We start from the raw sequence: 18,191 nt of genomic DNA on the forward strand, positions 1-18,191 counted from the left end.
TTGAGCGACGCAACGTCAAGTCCATGGCCCACTTCTCGTGTTTCCCCGGCGCTTCGGCCCTTTCCGATTTCCGTCAAACCCGCCTGCTCGAAACGCTCACGCGCATCGACCCGAACATCACGGGCGTGCGCGGACAATACCTGCACTTCGTCAACGCGCACGCTCCGCTTTCCGCTGAAGACAACGCGAAAATCGAGGCGCTGATGCACTACGGCCATCCGCTCGAAGAAGTCAAAGAGCGCGGCGCCGCAGAGACGTTCCTCGTGGTGCCGCGCTTCGGCACGGTGTCGCCGTGGGCGAGCAAGGCAACGGACATCGCGCATCTGTGCGGGCTCACGCAGGTGCGCCGCATCGAGCGCGGCGTCGAGTACACGGTCACGCTGAAAAGCGGGCTGCTCGGCGGCAAGAAGGCGCTCTCCGACGAAGCCCGTGAGGCCGTCGCCGCCGCGTTGCACGACCGCATGACCGAGAGCGTCGCGCCGTCGCGCGATTACGCGCTGCATCTGTTCGACGAACTGCCGGCCAGGCCGCTGCAAACCGTCGACGTGCTGGGCCAGGGCCGCGGCGCGCTGGAAACCGCGAACACGGAACTGGGCCTCGCGCTCGCCGACGACGAAATCGACTACCTGGTCGACGCCTTCACGAAACTCGGCCGCAATCCGACCGACGTCGAACTGATGATGTTCGCGCAGGCCAACAGCGAGCACTGCCGTCACAAGATTTTCAACGCGGAATGGACCATCGACGGCGAGAAGCAGGACATCTCGCTCTTCAACATGATCCGCAATACCGAGAAGCTCAATTCGCAAGGCACGATCGTCGCGTATTCGGACAACTCGGCGATCATGGCGGGCGGCATGGCCGAGCGCTGGTTCCCGCGCACGCCGGAGCAGCTCGGCGAGAACGAATTGCCCGAGCACTATCGCCGCAGCGTCGAGCTCACGCACACGCTGATGAAGGTCGAAACGCACAATCACCCGACCGCGATTTCGCCGTTCCCCGGCGCCGCGACCGGCGCGGGCGGTGAAATCCGCGACGAAGGCGCGACGGGCCGCGGCGCGCGTCCGAAGGCCGGGCTTGCGGGCTTCACGGTGTCGAACCTGGAATTGCCCGACGCCGTCGAGGCATGGGAAAACGCGCGCGATGTCGCCGAGCCGCTCGCGCATCGCAATCCGAACAATAAGTACGAAGCGTATGGCCGCCCGGACCGTATCGCGTCGCCGCTGCAAATCATGATCGACGGACCGCTCGGCGGCGCCGCGTTCAACAACGAATTCGGCCGGCCGAACCTGGGCGGCTATTTCCGTGCTTACGAGCAGAACGTGGCGGGCCTCGTGCGCGGCTATCACAAGCCGATCATGATCGCGGGCGGCATCGGCAATATCTCGGATCAGCACACGCATAAGCACGACTTGCCGGAAGGCTCACTGCTGATTCAGATCGGCGGCCCCGGCATGCGTATCGGCATGGGCGGCGGCGCGGCGAGCTCGATGGCGACGGGCACGAACACAGCCGAACTCGACTTCGACTCGGTGCAGCGCGGCAACCCGGAAATCGAGCGGCGTGCGCAGGAAGTCATCAACGCGTGCTGGCAACTCGGCGACAAGAATCCGATTCTGAGCATTCACGACGTGGGCGCGGGCGGTTTGTCGAACGCGTTTCCGGAAGTGGTCGACGGAGCAGGCAAGGGCGCGCTGTTCGATCTGCGCAAGATTCAGCTCGAGGAAAGCGGTTTGTCGCCGCGCGAGATCTGGTCGAACGAGGCGCAAGAGCGTTATGTGCTGGCCATTGCGCCGGCCGATTTGCCGGCGTTCCAGGCCATGTGCGAGCGTGAGCGCTGCCCGTTCGCCGTGATCGGCACGGCCACGGCCGAGCGTCAACTGAAGCTGATCGATCCTGAACTGAAGGACGACAACGCGCATCAACCGGTCGACATGCCGATGGAAGTGCTGCTCGGCAAGGCGCCGCGCATGCATCGCGACGTCAAGCGCGTCGAGTCCAAACTGCAAGCCGTCGATGTGACCGGCATCGCGCTCTCCGAAGTCGCGGTCAGCGTGCTGCGTCATCCGACGGTCGCAAGCAAGTCATTCCTCATCACCATCGGCGACCGTTCGGTGGGCGGCACGACCGCGCGCGACCAGATGGTCGGCCCGTGGCAGGTGCCGGTCGCGGACGTCGCGATCACGACGATGGACTACGCGGGCTTCCGCGGCGAAGCCATGACAATGGCCGAGCGTACGCCGCTCGCCGTCATCAACGCGCCGGCGTCGGGCCGCATGGCGGTTGGCGAGGCGATCACGAATATCGCAGCGGCGCCGATTGCGTCGCTGGACAAACTCAAGCTGTCGGCGAACTGGATGGCCGCGTGCGGCGCGCCGGGCGAAGACGCGGCGCTCTACGACACGGTCAAGGCGATCGGCATGGAATTGTGCCCGGCGCTCGGCATCAGCATTCCGGTCGGCAAAGACTCGCTGTCCATGCGCACGAAATGGGAAGACCGCGGCGTCGCGAAGGAAGTGGTCGCGCCGGTGTCGCTCATCATCTCGGCCTTTGCGCCCGTGGAAGACGTGCGCCGGCATCTCACGCCGCAACTGCGTCGCGCGAGCGGTGCGGACGGCGTGGGCGACTCGGTGCTGATCGCGATCGACCTCGGCCGCGGCAAGCATCGGCTGGGCGGCAGTATCCTCGCGCAGGTCACGCAGCAGATCGGCGACACGGTGCCGGACGTCGACGAGCCCGAAGACATCAAGCGCTTCTTCAACGCGATCCAGTCGCTGAACAGCGACGGCAAGCTGCTCGCTTACCACGACCGCTCCGACGGCGGCCTGTGGGCGACGGTCTGCGAAATGGCGTTCGCGGGCCACGTCGGCGTGTCGCTGAACGTCGACATGCTGGTGCTCGACCCGCATCACGAGTCCGATTACGGCGACGCCAAAGACTGGGCGAAGCAGACGAGCGGCCGCCGCGAAGACCGCACGATCCGCGCGCTTTTCAACGAAGAACTCGGCGCCGTGGTGCAGGTGCGCGCAGCCGACCGCGACGTGGTGCTCGCCGCGTTGCGCGAACATGGCCTCGCGGCCTGCTCGCATGTGATCGGCAAGATCAACGACCGCGACGTCATCGAAATTTATCGCGATGCGAAGAAGGTCTACGAAGCGCCTCGCGTGGAACTGCATCGCGCGTGGAGCGAGGTGAGCTGGCGCATTTCGCGTCTGCGCGACAACCCGGCTTGTGCGGACGCCGAATACGACACGCTGCTCGACGCCGCCGATCCGGGCATCACGCCGGTGCTGACGTACGATCCCGCCGAAGACGTCGCCGCGCCGTACGTCGGCAAGAGCGCGCGTCCGCGTGTGGCGATCCTGCGCGAGCAGGGCGTGAACTCGCACCTGGAAACGGCTTATGCGTTCGACCGCGCCGGTTTCGACGCGCACGACGTGCACATGAGCGATCTGCTCGCGGGACGTGCGAACCTCGCTGACTTTGCCGGCGCGGTTGCGTGCGGCGGCTTCTCGTACGGCGACACGCTCGGCGCGGGCGAAGGCTGGGCGAAGGCGATCCGCTTCAACGCGCAACTCGCCGACATGTTCGCGGCGTTCTTCGGCCGTGCGGACACCTTCGCGCTCGGCATCTGCAACGGCTGCCAGATGATGAGCAGCCTCGCGTCGATGATTCCGGGCGCCGAAGCCTGGCCGAAGTTCACGCGCAACAAGTCGGAGAAATTCGAAGCGCGCTTTTCGCTCGTGCAGGTCGAGGCTTCGCCGTCGATTTTCTTCGCCGGCATGGAAGGCTCGCGCATTCCGGTCGCGGTCGCGCACGGCGAGGGTTACGCGGACTTCTCGCAGCAGGGCGATGCGTCGAAGGTCGCGGTGGCAATGCGCTATATCGATCACCGCGGTCAGGCGACCGAGCAGTATCCGTTCAACCCGAACGGTTCGCCGGACGGCATCACGTCGGTCACGACGCCGGACGGCCGCTTCACGGTGCTGATGCCGCACACCGAGCGCGTGCACCGCGCGGTGCAGATGAGCTGGCATCCGGAAGGCTGGGGCGAGGGCGCCACCGACGCAAGCCCGTGGCTGCGCGTGTTCCAGAACGCACGGCGCTGGTTGGGCTGATCGCCTGGAGCGTAGCCGGTAGAGCCGTAGAACAGGCTGCCGCGTTTTTCGCGGCAGCCTGTTCCGCTGCGCCGAGCCGCAGGTCGCCGTCCTAGCCCACGCGGCCGCTTCGGTCCACTTCTCTTCGTACCCGCTCGGGTACGAAACACCTCATTTCTCCCGCTTTTCACCGGTTTCGTATCCGCTCGGGTACGAAACACCCGGTTTCACCCATTTTGACCCGCTTCGTATCCGCTCGGGTACGAAAACGGCTTTGCACCGCTGCGCTATGCCATAATGTTCCCGAGCGGATACGGACGGCGAGGGAGTCGAAAGTGCGGGAATCCGGAGTGTTGATTACTGACATTGCGCAATTGGGCGAACTTGCGCGAGCATCGCGGCTCGCCCAAGGGCTCACGCGGGACGACGTCGCGCTTGCCACCGGCCTGTCGCCCAAATTCATCAGCCACATCGAGGCGGGCAAGACGACGGCGCAGATCGGCAAGGTATTGCATCTGCTTGGCGAACTCGGCATAACACTGCGCGCCGAGACCCCCGTCGATCTTCCTGCGGCCGCGGCCGCAGGTGCACCTCGTCGCCGGCGGAGCAATCGTGGCGGCTAGAACACTCGTCGCATACGCTAACCGCCGACGCGTCGGCACCGTGAGCGATGAAAACGGCGTCTGGTCGTTCACCTACGACGAGGAATGGCTCGGCTACGGCGACGCGTTCGCGCTTTCGCCCGCTTTCGCGTTCCAGTCCGCGTCTTTTGTCGATGGCTCGAGCGAGAGGCCGGTTCAATGGTTCTTCGATAATCTGTTGCCCGAAGAAGAAATGCGCGCGGCGCTTGCTCGCGAAGCCACCGTCGATGCAAACGATGCGTGGGGTCTGCTCGCCTACTACGGCCGGGAATCGGCAGGCGCGCTGACTCTGCTCGCGGAAGGCGAGCGCGAGGCTTCGGGCGGTTTGCAACCGTTGTCGTACGCCAATCTCGACGCGCGCATTCGCGCCATGCCCGAACGTGCGCTGACCGCCACCGCACCCAAGCGCATGTCGGCGGCTGGCGCGCAGCAGAAGCTTCTTTTGACGTTAAGGGGCAATGCACCGGAGTACGAGCTTCTCGAGCCGCTAGGCAGCGAGCCGTCCATGCATTTGCTGAAGCCCGATATGCGAAGCACGGGCTATCCGCATTCGGCAATCAACGAATTTTTCTGCATGCGACTGGCGCAGGCCATGGGTCTGCCGGTGCCGCCCACGCATTTTCTGCGCGTGCCGTCGGCGTGTTATGTGATCGACCGCTTCGATCGCGACATCTCCAGCGAGCCGGTTCGGCGCCTGCACACGATCGACGCGATGCAGCTGCTGAACTACGACCGCAGCTTCAAATACCGGAACGCGAACGCGCAGGTATTGAGCGATGCCATCGAGATAACCAGCACGCGAGCCGTCGCGCGGCTGCATCTGTTCCGTTGGGCCATCTTCAATGTGCTTATCGGCAATGCGGACTCGCATCTCAAGAACGTGTCGTTTTTCGCGACTTTCCGGGGCTACATGCTCGCGCCGTTCTATGACCTGGTGAGCACAGTCGTCTATCACACGCCGACTTACCAGCCGCACAATCAGGACCGCTGGCCCGACTGCGATCTGACCATGCCTGTCGGTCAGGCCACGCGTTTCGCCGACATCTCCAGGAAGAACATGCTCGAGTTCGGGCAAGCACTGCGCCTTCCTCTGAAAGGCTGCGAGAAATTGCTGGACGAAATGCTGGCACTGGCCGACGCGAAGGTGGAGAACACGCGGCGGGCCGTCGACGAAATCGCGCAGCCGAATGCCGGCGAAGTCCGCCTGCTCGATTCGATCGTTGCAATGCCGCTTGCTGAAATGAGCCGGGCGCTGCGCAAATAAAAAGCCCCGTTCAGTCATCGACTGAACGGGGCCATGAAGCGAACCAGCTTGCCGCTTACTGGATCTTCGCGTTCTTGCGCAGACCTTCTTCGAACGCCTGCAGCTTTTCCTGCTGAATCTGCTGCACGATCTGCGGGCGCACCTGTTCCAGCGGCGGCGGCGTGATGCTGCGCACGTCGTCCACGCGGATGATGTGCCAGCCGAATTGCGTATGCACCGGCGTCTCGCTCATCTGGCCTTTCTGCAGATGCGTGGCCGCGTCCGCGAACTCGGGCACGTAGGCTTTCGGATCGGACCAGTCGAGGTCGCCGCCGTTCTTGCCCGAGCCCGGGTCCTTCGAATATTGCTTGGCGAGATCCTCGAAGCTCGCGCCGCCCTTGATCTTCGCGATCAGGTCCTTCGCCTGCTGTTCGTTGTCGACGAGGATGTGATGCAGGTGATACTCCTTGCCGCCCGCGTCCTTGATGAGCGCGTTATAGCGAGCGGTGACTTCCGCGTCGCTCGGCGTGTTCTTCTTCACGAAGTCTTCGATCAGCGCGCGCAGCACGACCGTTTGCTGTGCGACGGCGATTTGCGCCTTGATGTCCGGCCGATTCGGCAGCCCGCGGCGCAGCGCTTCCTGCATCAGGATCTCGCGATTCACCAGCTCTTCGCGCACTGCCATCTGCAATTGCGGCGTGTTTTGCTGGCCTTGATGAACCAGTTGATCGATCAGCGCGTCGGCGCGCGCTTTCGGAATCGGCGTGCCGTTCACCACGGCGATGTTCTGTGCGAATGCAGGTGCGGCCGCAAACGCAGCCAGCAATACCCAAAGGCGGGTTTTCTTCAAGGTCATCGGAAGGTTTCCTAGCGGGGCAACAAAGCGAATTCTTCGGGCGTGTAAGCCGTGATGGCAAGGGCATGAATGCCGCGCTGCATGGCGTCGGCCAGCGCATCATACACCATGCGATGCCGCGCCACGCGGGGCTTCCCGGCGAACGCGGCGGCCACGATCGTGACGCTGAAATGACCGCCGGCAGAGGCTCCGGCGTGGCCTGCGTGCTGCGCGCTGTCGTCGGTGATCTGGATCGACGCGATGGGCGCGAGCGCAGCCGTGAGACGCGCCTCGATCAGCGCGGCGCGCTCGGCGGTGGTGGCGTGCATGAACACGTCGCTCATGTCATTCCTCCTTCATGTACTTCGACAGCCACAAGCTTTGCCCGACGATAAACACCACCAGACAGCCGGTCGCGCCGAACAGTTTGAAATTGACCCATTGGTCGGTCGTGTAGTTGTACGCGACGAACAGATTGAGCAGCCCGAGCAGCACGAAAAAGATCGCCCAGATGACATTCAGCTTGCCCCAGATCGCGTGCGGCAGCGTGATCTGCTTGCCCATCATCGCTTCGATGAGGTTCTTGTTGAAGGCCAGTTGCGAGACGATCAGCACGACGGAGAAAGCCCAGTACAGCACGGTCGGCTTCCACTTGATGAAGGTGTCGTTATGCAGCACGAGCGTCGCGCCGCCGAACACGGTGACGACGCCGAGGCTCACCCACAGCATCGGATCCACCTTGCGATGGCGGAAGGCCACCCACGCGATCTGCACCAGCGTGGCGACGATCGCCACTGCCGTCGCCGTGAAGATGCCCCACACCTTGAAGGCGACGAAGAACAGGATGATCGGGAACAGATCGAACAGAAATTTCATGTGTGGACGGGGAACTCGGGAAGTGGGTCGGAGAGGCAGGGGCGCCGCGCCGTGATCCGCCAACTGGCTGGCTGCGCCGGGCGCTCAGCTTCAGCATCACGACCGACGGCGCCTGGCGGACCGTGCAAGCGGCCGCCAACCACTCGTCAGGTCCCGCCATCAGCGCACGCGCTGCGTTACTTGGGCTCGAATTGTAACGCAGCCGAATTGATGCAGTAGCGAAGACCGGTCGGCGCGGGGCCGTCCTCGAACACGTGGCCGAGATGCGCGCCGCAGTTCTTGCATTGCACCTCGATGCGCAGCATGCCGTGCGAGCGGTCGGTCTTCTCCGCGATCACTTCGCCGTTGATCGGCTTGAAGTAGCTCGGCCAGCCGCAGCCGGCGTCGAACTTGGTGTCCGACTCGAACAGCGGCGTGCCGCAACAGACACAGTCGTAGATGCCGCGATCCCAGTGATCGTGATAGCGGCCGGTGAAGGGACGCTCGGTGGCCGCGTGCCGCGTCACCTGATATTCGATGTCGGAAAGCTGCTTGCGCCACTCGGCGTCGTCTTTCTGTACGGCCGGGGCGTCGTGCTTGAGGTCGTCGGGATTGTTCATGGTCGGTTCCTCTCTCGGGCTTGGGTGGGAGCGCGGTTCGCGCGATGCGGCGTCGCGCGCGTCACGACGAGCAGCTCACTTCGAGCGAGCTTGCCCAGTCGGGCGGCAAGCCGGCATACGCTTCATGCTCGGGCTGTTCGTCGAACGGACGGCGCAGCACGGCGGCCAGACGCTCCAGTTCGGAAAAGTCCTTCTCTTTCGCGCGGCGGATCGCCGTTTCCGCCAGATGATTGCGAAGAACGAATTTGGGGTTGACGCGGTTCATTGCAATGGCGCGCGCCGCGTCGTCGCGTGTTTCATGGGACAGCCGCGCGCGATAGTCGTTCGCCCACGCGTCGAACGCGGCGCGATCGAGGAACAGATCGCGCACCGGCGCGTCGCCGCTCGCGTCACGTTTCGAGAGACGCGCGAGATTGCGGAACGTCAGCGTGAAATCGGCGCGATTCGCGTGCATCACGTCGAACAGGCGATTCACGAGCGCCGCGTCGCCGTCGCGCTCGATCTCGAGTCCGAGCTTCGCGCTCATGCGCCGCTCGAGCGCCGGACCGAAGCGGTCCTTGAAACCGGCGAGCACCCGCTGCGCGTCTTCGATCGACTTGTCGCCGCGCACGCTCTCTTCATAGCGTTCGCCGAGCAGCGGCAAGAGCCCTTGTGCGAGGCAGAAGAGATTCCAGTACGCGATTTGCGGCTGCATCCGGTACGCGTAACGGCCTTGCGAATCGGAGTGATTGCAGATATAGCCGGCGTCGAAGCCGTCCATGAAGCCGAACGGGCCGTAGTCGATCGTCAGACCGAGGATCGACATGTTGTCGGTGTTCATCACGCCGTGGCAAAAGCCCACGGCCTGCCATTCGACCATCAGGTCGGCGGTGGACAGCACCGCTTCGTTCAGCAGCGCGAGATACGGGTCGTCGGCTTCGCGGCAATGCGGATAGAAGCGCTCGATCACATGATCGGCGAGCGCGCGCAGCGCGTCCGTGCGGTCGTTCGAATAGAAGTGCTCGAAGTGGCCGAAGCGCACGAAGCTCGGCGCGACGCGCGTGACCACGGCGGCCGTTTCGACTTCCTCGCGCCGCACCGGCTGATCGGAGCCGATCACGCACAACGCGCGCGTGGTCGGAATGCCGAGATGATGCATCGCCTCCGAACACAGGAACTCGCGAATCGACGAGCGCAGCACCGCGCGGCCGTCGCCCATGCGCGAATAGGGTGTGCGGCCCGCGCCTTTCAGTTGCAGCTCGAAGCGCTGGCCGTCATGTTCGACTTCGCCGAGTCCGAGCGCGCGGCCGTCGCCGAGTTGACCCGCCCACACGCCGAACTGATGCCCCGAATAGACCGATGCATAGGGCAGCGCGTCTGCCGGCCATTCGCGCGTGGCGTTGCCCGAAAACAGCTCGGCGAAGCCCGGATCTTTTTCGAGCCCCGGCTCCAGGCCGAGCATCGCCGCGGTCTCGGAAGAGAAACCGACGACGTACGGCGCGTTGAGCGGCGTGGCCGGCAAACGCGTGACAAATGTGCTGCCAAGCTGCGCGAACGCGTTTTCGTTGGAGGTGGAAAGAGCTTCGGAAAGTGCCGCCAAAGGCCCGGACAGGCCTGCAATGCTTGGGGAAAACGACATGTTGAGCGCCTCACTATTAACCGATATTGTAAGTCCGCACCCGCGGCGCTGCTGGCGGGCCGGCACGTAAGCCGCGCGGGCCGCGTGGCTGCCGATGCGTGGCGAGCCGCCGGCTCGCTTGCCGACTGCTTCAGCAATTTCACTGCCGCGGCGGATTTCCCGCGCACGGCGCTTTCCGATCCGCACTCTTTGAAAAGCAAAAGGCGAGGAGACGACTCTTTATGACGATGCCGCTGCTTGGCCAGATGATGGACGTGCCCCTCACCGTGTCCTCGCTGCTTGCGCACGCCGCGCGGCATTTCGGCACCGCCGAGATCGTGTCGCGGCGCATTGAAGGCGACATCCACCGTTATACCTATCGCGATTGCGAACGGCGCGCGAAGCAACTCGCGCAGGCGCTCATCGCGCTTGGCGTGCAGCCCGGCGAGCGTGTCGCGACGCTCGCATGGAACGGCTACCGGCATCTAGAAACGTACTACGGCACGACCGGCTTCGGCGCGGTCTGCCACACGATCAACCCGCGGCTTTTTCCCGATCAGATCGCCTACATCGTCAATCACGCCGACGACGCCTACGTGCTCTTCGACACCACGTTCGCGCCGCTCGTCGACGGGCTCGCGCCGCAATGTCCGAAAGTGCGCGGCTGGATCGCGCTCGCCGACGAAGCGCATCTGCCGGCCATGCAAACGCCCGTGCTCAGCTACGAAACGCTCGTGAACGCGCACGACGGCGACTTCGAGTGGCCGCCCATCGACGAACGGCAGGCGTCGTATCTCTGCTATACGTCGGGCACGACCGGCAATCCGAAAGGCGCGCTGTACTCGCATCGCTCGACGGTGCTGCATGCGTTCGGCGCGTCCTTGCCCGATGCGATGGCGCTGTCCGCGCGCGATTCCGTGCTGCCCGTCGTGCCGATGTTCCATGTCAACGCATGGGGCATCCCGCACGCCGCGCCGCTCACCGGCGCAAAGCTCGTGTTCCCCGGCAAGGACCTCGACGGCAAGTCGCTGTTCGAACTCATGGAGCGCGAACGCGTCACGTATTCGGCGGGCGTGCCGACCGTCTGGCTCGGCCTGCTCAACTATCTGCGCGAAAGCGGCTCGCGGTTTTCGTCGCTGGAGCGCACGGTGATCGGCGGCTCCGCGTGTCCGCCGGCGATGCTGCGCAGCTTCGTCGACGACTACGGCGTGCAGGTCATTCATGCATGGGGCATGACAGAGATGTCGCCGCTCGGCACGCTCTCCAAACTTACGTGGGAACAATCGCAGCGGCCTGTCGCGGAGCAGCGCAAGTTGCTCGAGAAGCAGGGGCATGCGCTCTATGGCGTCGATATGAAGATCGTCGGCGACGACGGACAGGAGTTGCCGTGGGACGGCGTCGCGTTCGGCGATCTGTACGTGCGCGGACCGTGGGTGATCGACCGATATTTCCGCAAGGACGACTCGCCGCTCGTGGACGGCTGGTTTCCGACCGGCGACGTGGCGACCATCGATCACGACGGCTTCCTGCAGATCACGGACCGCTCGAAGGACGTGATCAAGTCGGGCGGCGAATGGATCAGTTCGATCGACGTGGAAAACGTCGCGATCGCGCACCCGGCAGTGGCCGAAGCGGCGTGCATTGCGTGCGCGCATCCGAAGTGGACCGAGCGGCCGCTCCTCGTCGTGGTCAAGCGCGCGGGCCTCGACGTGACGCGCGACGAACTGCTCGCGTTCTACAACGGCAAGGTCGCCAAGTGGTGGATTCCGGACGACGTCGTGTTCGTCGACGAACTGCCGCATACGGCGACGGGCAAACTGCAGAAGCTCAAGCTGCGCGATATTTTCCGCGATCATGTGCTGCCGTCCGCGCTCGAAGACCGCATGCACGAAGGCGATTGCCCGCTCGCCAGGGGAAACCCCGCCTGATCGCAAATTGAACGAGCGTGCTTTTTTGTGTATTCTGCCTGCTGACACCGGAACCGCCGACCTAAGCTGAAGACGAAGGCCGGCGCATTCGAGTTGGGCCATTCGCCGGCTCGATCAACCGGACGGGCGGCGCGCGCTGCGCCGCCTCATCTCATGGATGCAATGCATCGCACGGAGGCAGGCAGATGGCAGTGGACTACACAATCCATGACGGCGTGGCCGTCATCACGCTGAACAATCCTCCCGTCAACGGCCTCGGCCTGTCGACGCGCGCGGGGATCGTCGAGGGCATCGAGCGCGCACAGCGCGATCCGGCCATCCGGGCCATCGTGCTGACGGGCGCGGGCAAGGCCTTCTCGGGCGGCGCCGACATCACCGAATTCAACACGCCGAAGGCGACCCAGGAGCCGACGCTCGCCACCGTCATCAAGACCGTGGAAGGGAGCGCCAAGCCAGTGGTCGCGGCCATTCACAGCGTCGCGATGGGCGGCGGCCTCGAACTCGCGCTCGGCGCGCACTACCGCATCGCCGCGCCCGGCGCGCAGATCGCATTGCCCGAAGTGAAGCTCGGCATTCTGCCGGGCGCGGGCGGCACGCAGCGTCTGCCGCGGGCAATCGGCCTCGAAGCCGCGCTCAACATGATCGTGTCCGGCGCGCCGGTCGACTCGCAGAAACTGGCCGGTTCCGGTCTCTTCGACGAACTCGCCGAAGGCGATCTCACGCAAGCCGCGCTCGCGTTTGCGCGCAAGGTCGGTGCGAAACAAGGCCCGCATCCGAAAGTGCGCGATCGCGAGATCGAGCATCCAAACCCGGAAGGTTTCATTCAGTTCGCGCGCAACAGCGTCGCGGCTATCGCGAAGAATTTTCCCGCGCCGCTCAAATGTATCGACGCAGTGGAGGCCGGCGTGAAAAACGGCTTCGACAAGGGCCTCGCATTCGAGCGCGAGTGCTTCGTCGCGCTCGTGCAAACGCCCGAGAGCCGCGCGCTGCGCCATGCGTTCTTCGCCGAACGCGCGGCGAGCAAGATTCCCGATGTGCCGGCCGATACGCCGGTGCGCGAGATCCGTCAGGTCGCGGTGATCGGCGCGGGCACGATGGGCGGCGGCATCGCGATGAACTTCATCAACGCGGGCATTCCGGTCACGCTGCTCGAGATGAAGCAGGACGCGCTCGAGCGCGGTCTTGCCACGATCCGCAACAATTACGAAGCGAGCGTGAAGAAGGGCAAGCTCAAGCCCGAGGCGCTGCAGGAGCGCATGGCGCTCATCACGACCACGCTTTCCTACGACGACCTGAAGAACGCCGACCTGATCGTCGAAGCGGTGTTCGAGGAACTCGGCGTCAAGGAGCAGGTATTCAGGCGTCTTGATGAAATCGCGAAGCCGGGCGCGATTCTCGCGTCGAACACGTCGACGCTCGATGTCGACAAGATCGCCGCGTTCACGAAGCGTTCGCAGGACGTCGTCGGCACGCACTTCTTCAGTCCGGCCAATGTGATGAAGCTGCTCGAAGTGGTGCGTGGCGAGAAGACCGCGAAAGACGTGCTCGCCACCGTCATGAAGCTCGCGAAAAAGATAAAGAAGACCGCGGTTGTTTCGGGCGTGTGCGACGGCTTTATCGGCAACCGGATGATCGAGCAGTACATCCGCCAAGCGCTCTTCATGCTTGAAGAAGGCGCGCTGCCTGCGCAGGTCGATCGGGCCATCGAAAAATTCGGCTTTGCGATGGGGCCGTTCCGCATGAGCGATCTGGCGGGCAACGACATCGGCTGGGCGATCCGCAAGCGCCGCTATCAGGAACAGCCTGACATGCACTACTCGAAGATCGCCGACCGTTTGTGCGAGACCGGGCGCTTCGGCCAGAAAACCGGCGGCGGCTGGTACGACTACAAGGCGGGCGACCGCACCGCGTATCCGTCGAAAATGGTGGACGAAATGATCGTCGCTTATTCGAAGGAAACCGGTAGCGAGCGGCGCAAGATCGGCGACGAGGAAATCGTCGAGCGCCTCGTGTTCGCGCTCGTGAACGAAGGCGCGAAGATACTCGAGGAAGGCATTGCGTCGAAAGCGTCGGACATCGACATGGTCTATCTGACCGGCTACGGCTTCCCGCTTTATCGCGGCGGTCCGATGCTGTACGCGGATACCGTCGGGCTTTACAACGTCGAGCGCGCGATACGCCGCTACGCATCGCAGCCGAACGGCGACGCGTGGCAACTTGCGCCGAGCATCGCCGAACTGGCGGCGCAGGGCCGCACGTTTAACGGCTGAGCTGACGCGTAGAGCAAAAACGCTCGCATCGAACGACAAAGGTGGCGCGGGTCACTCGCGCGCATTAGCGCATTAGCGCGTGCGCCACCATCGACATTGACACGCAGGAGATTCGCATGACTGACGCCGTAATCGTATCGACCGCCCGCACGGGGCTCGCCAAATCATGGCGTGGCGGTTTCAACATGACCCACGGCGCGACGCTCGGCGGCCACGTGACGAAGGCCGTGGTCGAGCGCGCGAAGCTGGACCCGGCGCGCATCGAGGACGTGATCATGGGATGCGCGAATCCGGAAGGCGCAACGGGCATGAACATCGCGCGGCAGATCGCGCTGCGCGCGGGCTTGCCGGTCAGCGTGCCGGGCATGACGGTCAACCGTTTCTGTTCGTCGGGATTGCAAACTATCGCGCTTGCCGCGCAGCGCGTGATCGCCGGCGAAGGCGATGTGTTCGTCGCGGGCGGCGTGGAATCCATCTCGTGCGTGCAGAACGAGATGAACCGCCACATGATGACCGAAGGCTGGCTCAGCGAAAACAAGCCGGAAATCTACTGGTCGATGTTGCAGACCGCCGAGAACGTCGCGAAACGCTATTCGATTTCGAAGGAACGTCAGGACGAATACGGCGTGCGCTCGCAGCAGCGCGCCGCGGCCGCGCTCGAAGCCGGCCGCTTCAACGACGAGATCGTGCCGTTGACGGTACTCGCGGGTGTCGCCGACAAGGCAACGGGGCGTCTTTATACGAAGGAAGTCACCGTCAGCGGCGACGAGGGCATTCGCGCGGACACGACACTCGAAGGCGTATCGAAGATCCGCACGGCGCTGCCCGGCGGCGTGATTACCGCGGGCAACGCGAGCCAGTTTTCCGACGGCGCGTCGGCTTGCGTGGTGATGAACGCGAAGCTCGCGGAACGCGAAGGGCTGCAGCCGCTCGGCATTTTCCGCGGCTTCGCGGTGGCCGGCTGCGAACCGGACGAGATGGGCATCGGCCCGGTTTTCGCGGTGCCCAAGCTGCTCAAGCAGGCCGGTCTGAAAGTCGGGGACATCGACCTGTGGGAACTGAACGAAGCGTTCGCCGTGCAGGTGCTGTATTGCGCGGACAAGCTCGGCATCGATCAGGAGCGCTTGAACGTGAACGGTGGCGCGATTGCGGTGGGCCATCCGTATGGCGTGTCGGGCGCGCGCCTCGCCGGACATGCGCTGATCGAAGGCACGCGGCGCGGCGCGAAGCTCGTCGTGGTGACGATGTGCATCGGCGGCGGGCAGGGCGCTGCGGGCCTCTTTGAAGTGGTCTGAGGTCGCGTGATTACGGCATGCCGGCGCCGGACATCGGCAGGCTGAGCATGCCCTGATCGACGAAACGCGCGGTGCCGAATGGGCCGCCCGCCAGCTTGCCGCGCAGAATATACGGAACCTGTCCCGACTGCGCGGCGCCGGCGAACGCGAAGGCCTGGCGCACCGCGGCGAATGCGGGCACCGTCAACGGCACGTTCAGCACCGTTTCGCCATAGCGCGGCACGGTGCCGGCTTGATCGCTGACGCCGCTCGCAAAAGAGTGGCCGTTCAGTTCGAGATCGAGCGACACGCCGTTGAAGCTCACCGCCGATTCGTTCGGATTCTGCACGCGCAGCTTGACGTTAAAGCGCACTTCCAGCCCCTGGCTTTCGAGCGGTTCGATGCCCGCCACGCTCACGCGCAACGGGTCGCCGCCGAACAGCCCCGCGCAGCCGCTGAGCGTCAGCGTGAGAACCGCGCACAACGCGGCGACGCGCAACAGACTCGCGCCGAACAGCTTGCGGACAAAGGACATGACCGGCACCTCGAAGAGCGGATGGGGTCATGCATTGTAGCGGGCGACAGGCGGCGCGCGGCAACGCATCAGGCAGCGCGCCGCAGCGTCGCTTTGAGAAACGCGGCGAGTTGGCGAATCCCATTCGCGTGCTGCGTATTGCTTCTAGCTGCTGCATGCGATGCGGGCAGTGCGAACGCCGCGGCTTTTCCATGCAACGCGCTGATCGACACCATGCTGCGTTCGATGGGCACGAAGCACTCGCCTTCGCTGAGCACGATCGATGTCGACGGAACCGCGTCGCCGAGCCACGACAGCGAATGATCGCGGACGACGAGGTGCAGATCGCCTTCGACCGCGACGACGGCGCTCCTCGCGCGCAGGTCGTGCAGCGCGACCTGGCCCGCAGCGAGACGGCACACATTGATGTTGGCGTGAGCTGACATAACGTTTCCTTTGGTGCGTTTGCATGCCATTCAGCTTATTGACCCGCTGCCGCGGAAAACAGCCGCAGTCGCCGACGATCTGCACCGGTACAACGCGGCTCTTTGATACGCTGTATCGGTCGAAATGAGGTCGATGTGTATCTGTTGCCGCACGCGGACCGTGCGCACCATCGGCTCATGAGCCGATCAATTTGAACGCAAGCACAAAAGCCCATGCACGCGTACACCAGCACGCCCCTCGCGCCGCCGAACGATGCCACCGCGAGCGAACCGCTTTACCGCCAACTGGCCGCGCACTATCGCCGCGCGATACGCAACGGCGTGCTGCGCCCCGGCGAGCGCATGCCGTCGATGCGCGCCTTCATGCAGCGTCACGGCGTGAGCCTCGCGACCGCCACCGAGAGTTATCGCGTGCTCGAACGCGAGGCGCTGATCGAAGCGCAGCCGCGCGCCGGCTATTTCGTGCGCGCTTCGCAAAGCGCCGCGTTGCCCGCCGCATCGGAACCCGACCTCGCAACGATGCCTCGCGCCGCGCAGTTCGTCGGCATTCACTCGGTCATTTCAACCATCGTCTCGCAATATCAGCGCTATCCGGACGCGTTCAATCTGGGCGGCGCGACCGCGTCGCCGGATCTCTATCCGACCGACGCGTTGCAGAAAGCCGCGCTGCGCGCATTGCGCCGGCGGCCGACGCTGTTGACCGCAGCCGGGCCCGATCAGGGCGATCCCGCGTTGCGCGCGATCATCGCGCGCCGTGCGCTCGACGCGGGCATCCAGGTCGGCGCGGACGACATCATCATGACGCACGGCGGCATCGAGGCGGTCAACCTGGCGTTGCGGGCCGTGACGCAACCGGGCGACACCGTCGCCGTCGAATCGCCGTGTTTCTTCGGCCTGTTGCAGGCGCTGGAGAGTCTCGGGCTGCGCGCGCTCGAAATTCCCGCGAGCCCGAGCACGGGGCTCGCCATCGAGGCGCTCGACTTCGCGTTGCAAACGCATCCCGACATAAAGGCTGTGGTCGTGGTGCCGAACCTGCAGAATCCGCTCGGCAGCGTGATGCCCGATGCGCACAAGGCACGGCTCGTCGAGTTGTGCGCGCGGGCGGGCATCGCGCTGATCGAGGACGACCCGTATCGCGAGCTGGTCGATAGCACGCAGCCGCTGCGCTCGCTGAAGGCCTGGGACAGCGACGGCACCGTGATCCACTGCACGTCGTTCAACAAGACGCTCGCGCCGGGCATGCGCATCGGCTGGATCAACGGCGGGCGCTGGCATCCGCGTATCGGCATGCTGAAATTCGCGCAGTCGCGTCACAACGAGCAGTTGTCGCAAGTCGTGCTCGCGGAGTTTCTGCAGACCAACGCGTATGAGCGGCATCTGCGGCGCTTGCGCGACCGGCTGAGGATGCAGCGCGAGCGGATGGCGGCGGCGCTGGGCGCGTCCTTTCCCGAGGGCACGCGGTTCACGCCGCCCGCGGGCGGCATCTTCTTCTGGATCGAGCTGCCGCGCGAGGTGTCGTCGGCCGCTTTCTTCGACGCCGCGCTGAAAGAGGGCATTCGCGTGATGCCGGGCACCGTGTTCTCGAACGCGGGCCGCTTCGATCACTTCATTCGCCTCAGTTGTCCAAGCACCGATCTCGATCTCGCCGATGACGCGCTGCGCCGGCTCGGACGGCTTGCGACAGCGATGGCGGCGCGGGCGTCGGCATATGCGTCGGCGGCAGACAAACCCACGCCTCGCTCCCACTGCGAAACGGCATAGCAGGTATCATTTCTTCTCTTCCGGCGCGTCGCGTCGCGCGTGCATGAAGGTGCCCGCATCGCCGCTGCATCAGCGCACACGCGCACGCGCCGCCGCACGTCAAGACAAGG

Annotated in this window: 14 protein-coding genes; 7 read left to right on the forward strand and 7 right to left on the reverse strand. The window is 64.6% G+C overall.

Annotation, left to right across the window (positions count from 1 at the left end; translation table 11 throughout):
- Positions 1-23 precede the first annotated feature (23 nt).
- From purL to C8K18_RS13385, 3 genes are all read left to right on the forward strand, one after another.
- Positions 24-4,118 (forward strand): phosphoribosylformylglycinamidine synthase, encoded by a 4,095-nt coding sequence (gene purL / locus C8K18_RS13375; RefSeq protein ID WP_107707736.1) that lies wholly within the window; start codon positions 24-26, stop codon positions 4,116-4,118.
- 314 nt (positions 4,119-4,432) lie between these two features.
- Entirely contained in the window at positions 4,433-4,720 is a 288-nt protein-coding gene (locus tag C8K18_RS13380) for a helix-turn-helix domain-containing protein (RefSeq protein ID WP_006048954.1), read from the forward strand.
- Positions 4,710-6,002 carry a HipA domain-containing protein gene (locus tag C8K18_RS13385; protein WP_107707737.1) on the forward strand — a complete coding sequence of 431 codons (1,293 nt, stop codon included), beginning with the start codon at positions 4,710-4,712 and terminating at the stop codon, positions 6,000-6,002. Before C8K18_RS13380 ends, C8K18_RS13385 begins: the two co-directional genes overlap by 11 nt.
- Positions 6,003-6,057: 55 nt before the next feature.
- Here the strand turns inward: C8K18_RS13385 and C8K18_RS13390 are convergent, their stop codons facing one another.
- From C8K18_RS13390 to C8K18_RS13410, 5 genes are all read right to left on the reverse strand, one after another.
- Positions 6,058-6,837: a peptidylprolyl isomerase gene (locus C8K18_RS13390; RefSeq protein ID WP_006048956.1), complete on the reverse strand. Its 780-nt coding sequence runs from the start codon at positions 6,835-6,837 to the stop codon at positions 6,058-6,060.
- Positions 6,838-6,848: 11 nt separating this feature from the next.
- A complete protein-coding gene (locus tag C8K18_RS13395) occupies positions 6,849-7,160 on the reverse strand; it encodes a BolA family transcriptional regulator (RefSeq protein WP_006048957.1) in 312 nt (103 codons plus the stop codon).
- A 1-nt stretch (position 7,161) separates the two neighbouring features.
- Positions 7,162-7,692, reverse strand: coding sequence for a septation protein A (locus tag C8K18_RS13400; protein ID WP_006048958.1), 531 nt, complete (start codon positions 7,690-7,692; stop codon positions 7,162-7,164).
- 176 nt (positions 7,693-7,868) lie between these two features.
- Positions 7,869-8,291 carry a peptide-methionine (R)-S-oxide reductase MsrB gene (gene msrB, locus C8K18_RS13405; protein ID WP_006048959.1) on the reverse strand — a complete coding sequence of 141 codons (423 nt, stop codon included), beginning with the start codon at positions 8,289-8,291 and terminating at the stop codon, positions 7,869-7,871.
- A gap of 61 nt (positions 8,292-8,352) precedes the next feature.
- Positions 8,353-9,909, reverse strand: a complete 1,557-nt coding sequence (locus tag C8K18_RS13410) for a YdiU family protein (RefSeq protein ID WP_107707738.1) — start codon at positions 9,907-9,909, stop codon at positions 8,353-8,355.
- Positions 9,910-10,130: 221 nt separating this feature from the next.
- Here C8K18_RS13410 and C8K18_RS13415 point away from each other — a divergent pair, with 221 nt between their 5' ends.
- From C8K18_RS13415 to C8K18_RS13425, 3 genes are all read left to right on the forward strand, one after another.
- Positions 10,131-11,816: a 3-(methylthio)propionyl-CoA ligase gene (locus C8K18_RS13415; protein ID WP_029968383.1), complete on the forward strand. Its 1,686-nt coding sequence runs from the start codon at positions 10,131-10,133 to the stop codon at positions 11,814-11,816.
- A gap of 185 nt (positions 11,817-12,001) precedes the next feature.
- Positions 12,002-14,086: a 3-hydroxyacyl-CoA dehydrogenase NAD-binding domain-containing protein gene (locus C8K18_RS13420; protein ID WP_107707739.1), complete on the forward strand. Its 2,085-nt coding sequence runs from the start codon at positions 12,002-12,004 to the stop codon at positions 14,084-14,086.
- A 116-nt stretch (positions 14,087-14,202) separates the two neighbouring features.
- Complete coding sequence (locus tag C8K18_RS13425; RefSeq protein ID WP_107707740.1) at positions 14,203-15,381, forward strand: acetyl-CoA C-acyltransferase; 1,179 nt, start codon at positions 14,203-14,205, stop codon at positions 15,379-15,381.
- Between the two features lie 10 nt (positions 15,382-15,391).
- Here C8K18_RS13425 and C8K18_RS13430 read toward each other — a convergent pair whose 3' ends face one another.
- Both C8K18_RS13430 and C8K18_RS13435 read right to left on the reverse strand, forming a co-directional pair.
- Positions 15,392-15,895: an LEA type 2 family protein gene (locus C8K18_RS13430; RefSeq protein WP_006048964.1), complete on the reverse strand. Its 504-nt coding sequence runs from the start codon at positions 15,893-15,895 to the stop codon at positions 15,392-15,394.
- Positions 15,896-15,963: 68 nt separating this feature from the next.
- Positions 15,964-16,320, reverse strand: a complete 357-nt coding sequence (locus C8K18_RS13435; protein WP_107707741.1) for a hypothetical protein — start codon at positions 16,318-16,320, stop codon at positions 15,964-15,966.
- Between the two features lie 213 nt (positions 16,321-16,533).
- Here C8K18_RS13435 and C8K18_RS13440 point away from each other — a divergent pair, with 213 nt between their 5' ends.
- Positions 16,534-18,081 (forward strand): PLP-dependent aminotransferase family protein, encoded by a 1,548-nt coding sequence (locus C8K18_RS13440; RefSeq protein WP_107707742.1) that lies wholly within the window; start codon positions 16,534-16,536, stop codon positions 18,079-18,081.
- Positions 18,082-18,191 lie beyond the last annotated feature (110 nt).

The sequence above is a fragment of the Paraburkholderia sp. GV068 genome, assembly GCF_003058125.1.
GTDB classification, from domain to species: Bacteria; Pseudomonadota; Gammaproteobacteria; order Burkholderiales; family Burkholderiaceae; genus Paraburkholderia; species Paraburkholderia graminis.

Bases quoted from the DNA above. Each gene is read 5' to 3' on its own strand.
- purL (WP_107707736.1), top strand. From the start codon at position 24: ATGGCCCACTTCTCGTGTTTCCCCGGCGCTTCGGCCCTTTCCGATTTC.
- C8K18_RS13390 (WP_006048956.1), bottom strand. From the start codon at position 6,837: ATGACCTTGAAGAAAACCCGCCTTTGGGTATTGCTGGCTGCGTTTGCG.
- C8K18_RS13395 (WP_006048957.1), bottom strand. From the start codon at position 7,160: ATGAGCGACGTGTTCATGCACGCCACCACCGCCGAGCGCGCCGCGCTG.
- C8K18_RS13400 (WP_006048958.1), bottom strand. From the start codon at position 7,692: ATGAAATTTCTGTTCGATCTGTTCCCGATCATCCTGTTCTTCGTCGCC.
- msrB (WP_006048959.1), bottom strand. From the start codon at position 8,291: ATGAACAATCCCGACGACCTCAAGCACGACGCCCCGGCCGTACAGAAA.
- C8K18_RS13410 (WP_107707738.1), bottom strand. From the start codon at position 9,909: ATGTCGTTTTCCCCAAGCATTGCAGGCCTGTCCGGGCCTTTGGCGGCA.
- C8K18_RS13415 (WP_029968383.1), top strand. From the start codon at position 10,131: ATGACGATGCCGCTGCTTGGCCAGATGATGGACGTGCCCCTCACCGTG.
- C8K18_RS13420 (WP_107707739.1), top strand. From the start codon at position 12,002: ATGGCAGTGGACTACACAATCCATGACGGCGTGGCCGTCATCACGCTG.
- C8K18_RS13425 (WP_107707740.1), top strand. From the start codon at position 14,203: ATGACTGACGCCGTAATCGTATCGACCGCCCGCACGGGGCTCGCCAAA.
- C8K18_RS13430 (WP_006048964.1), bottom strand. From the start codon at position 15,895: ATGTCCTTTGTCCGCAAGCTGTTCGGCGCGAGTCTGTTGCGCGTCGCC.
- C8K18_RS13435 (WP_107707741.1), bottom strand. From the start codon at position 16,320: ATGTCAGCTCACGCCAACATCAATGTGTGCCGTCTCGCTGCGGGCCAG.
- C8K18_RS13440 (WP_107707742.1), top strand. From the start codon at position 16,534: ATGCACGCGTACACCAGCACGCCCCTCGCGCCGCCGAACGATGCCACC.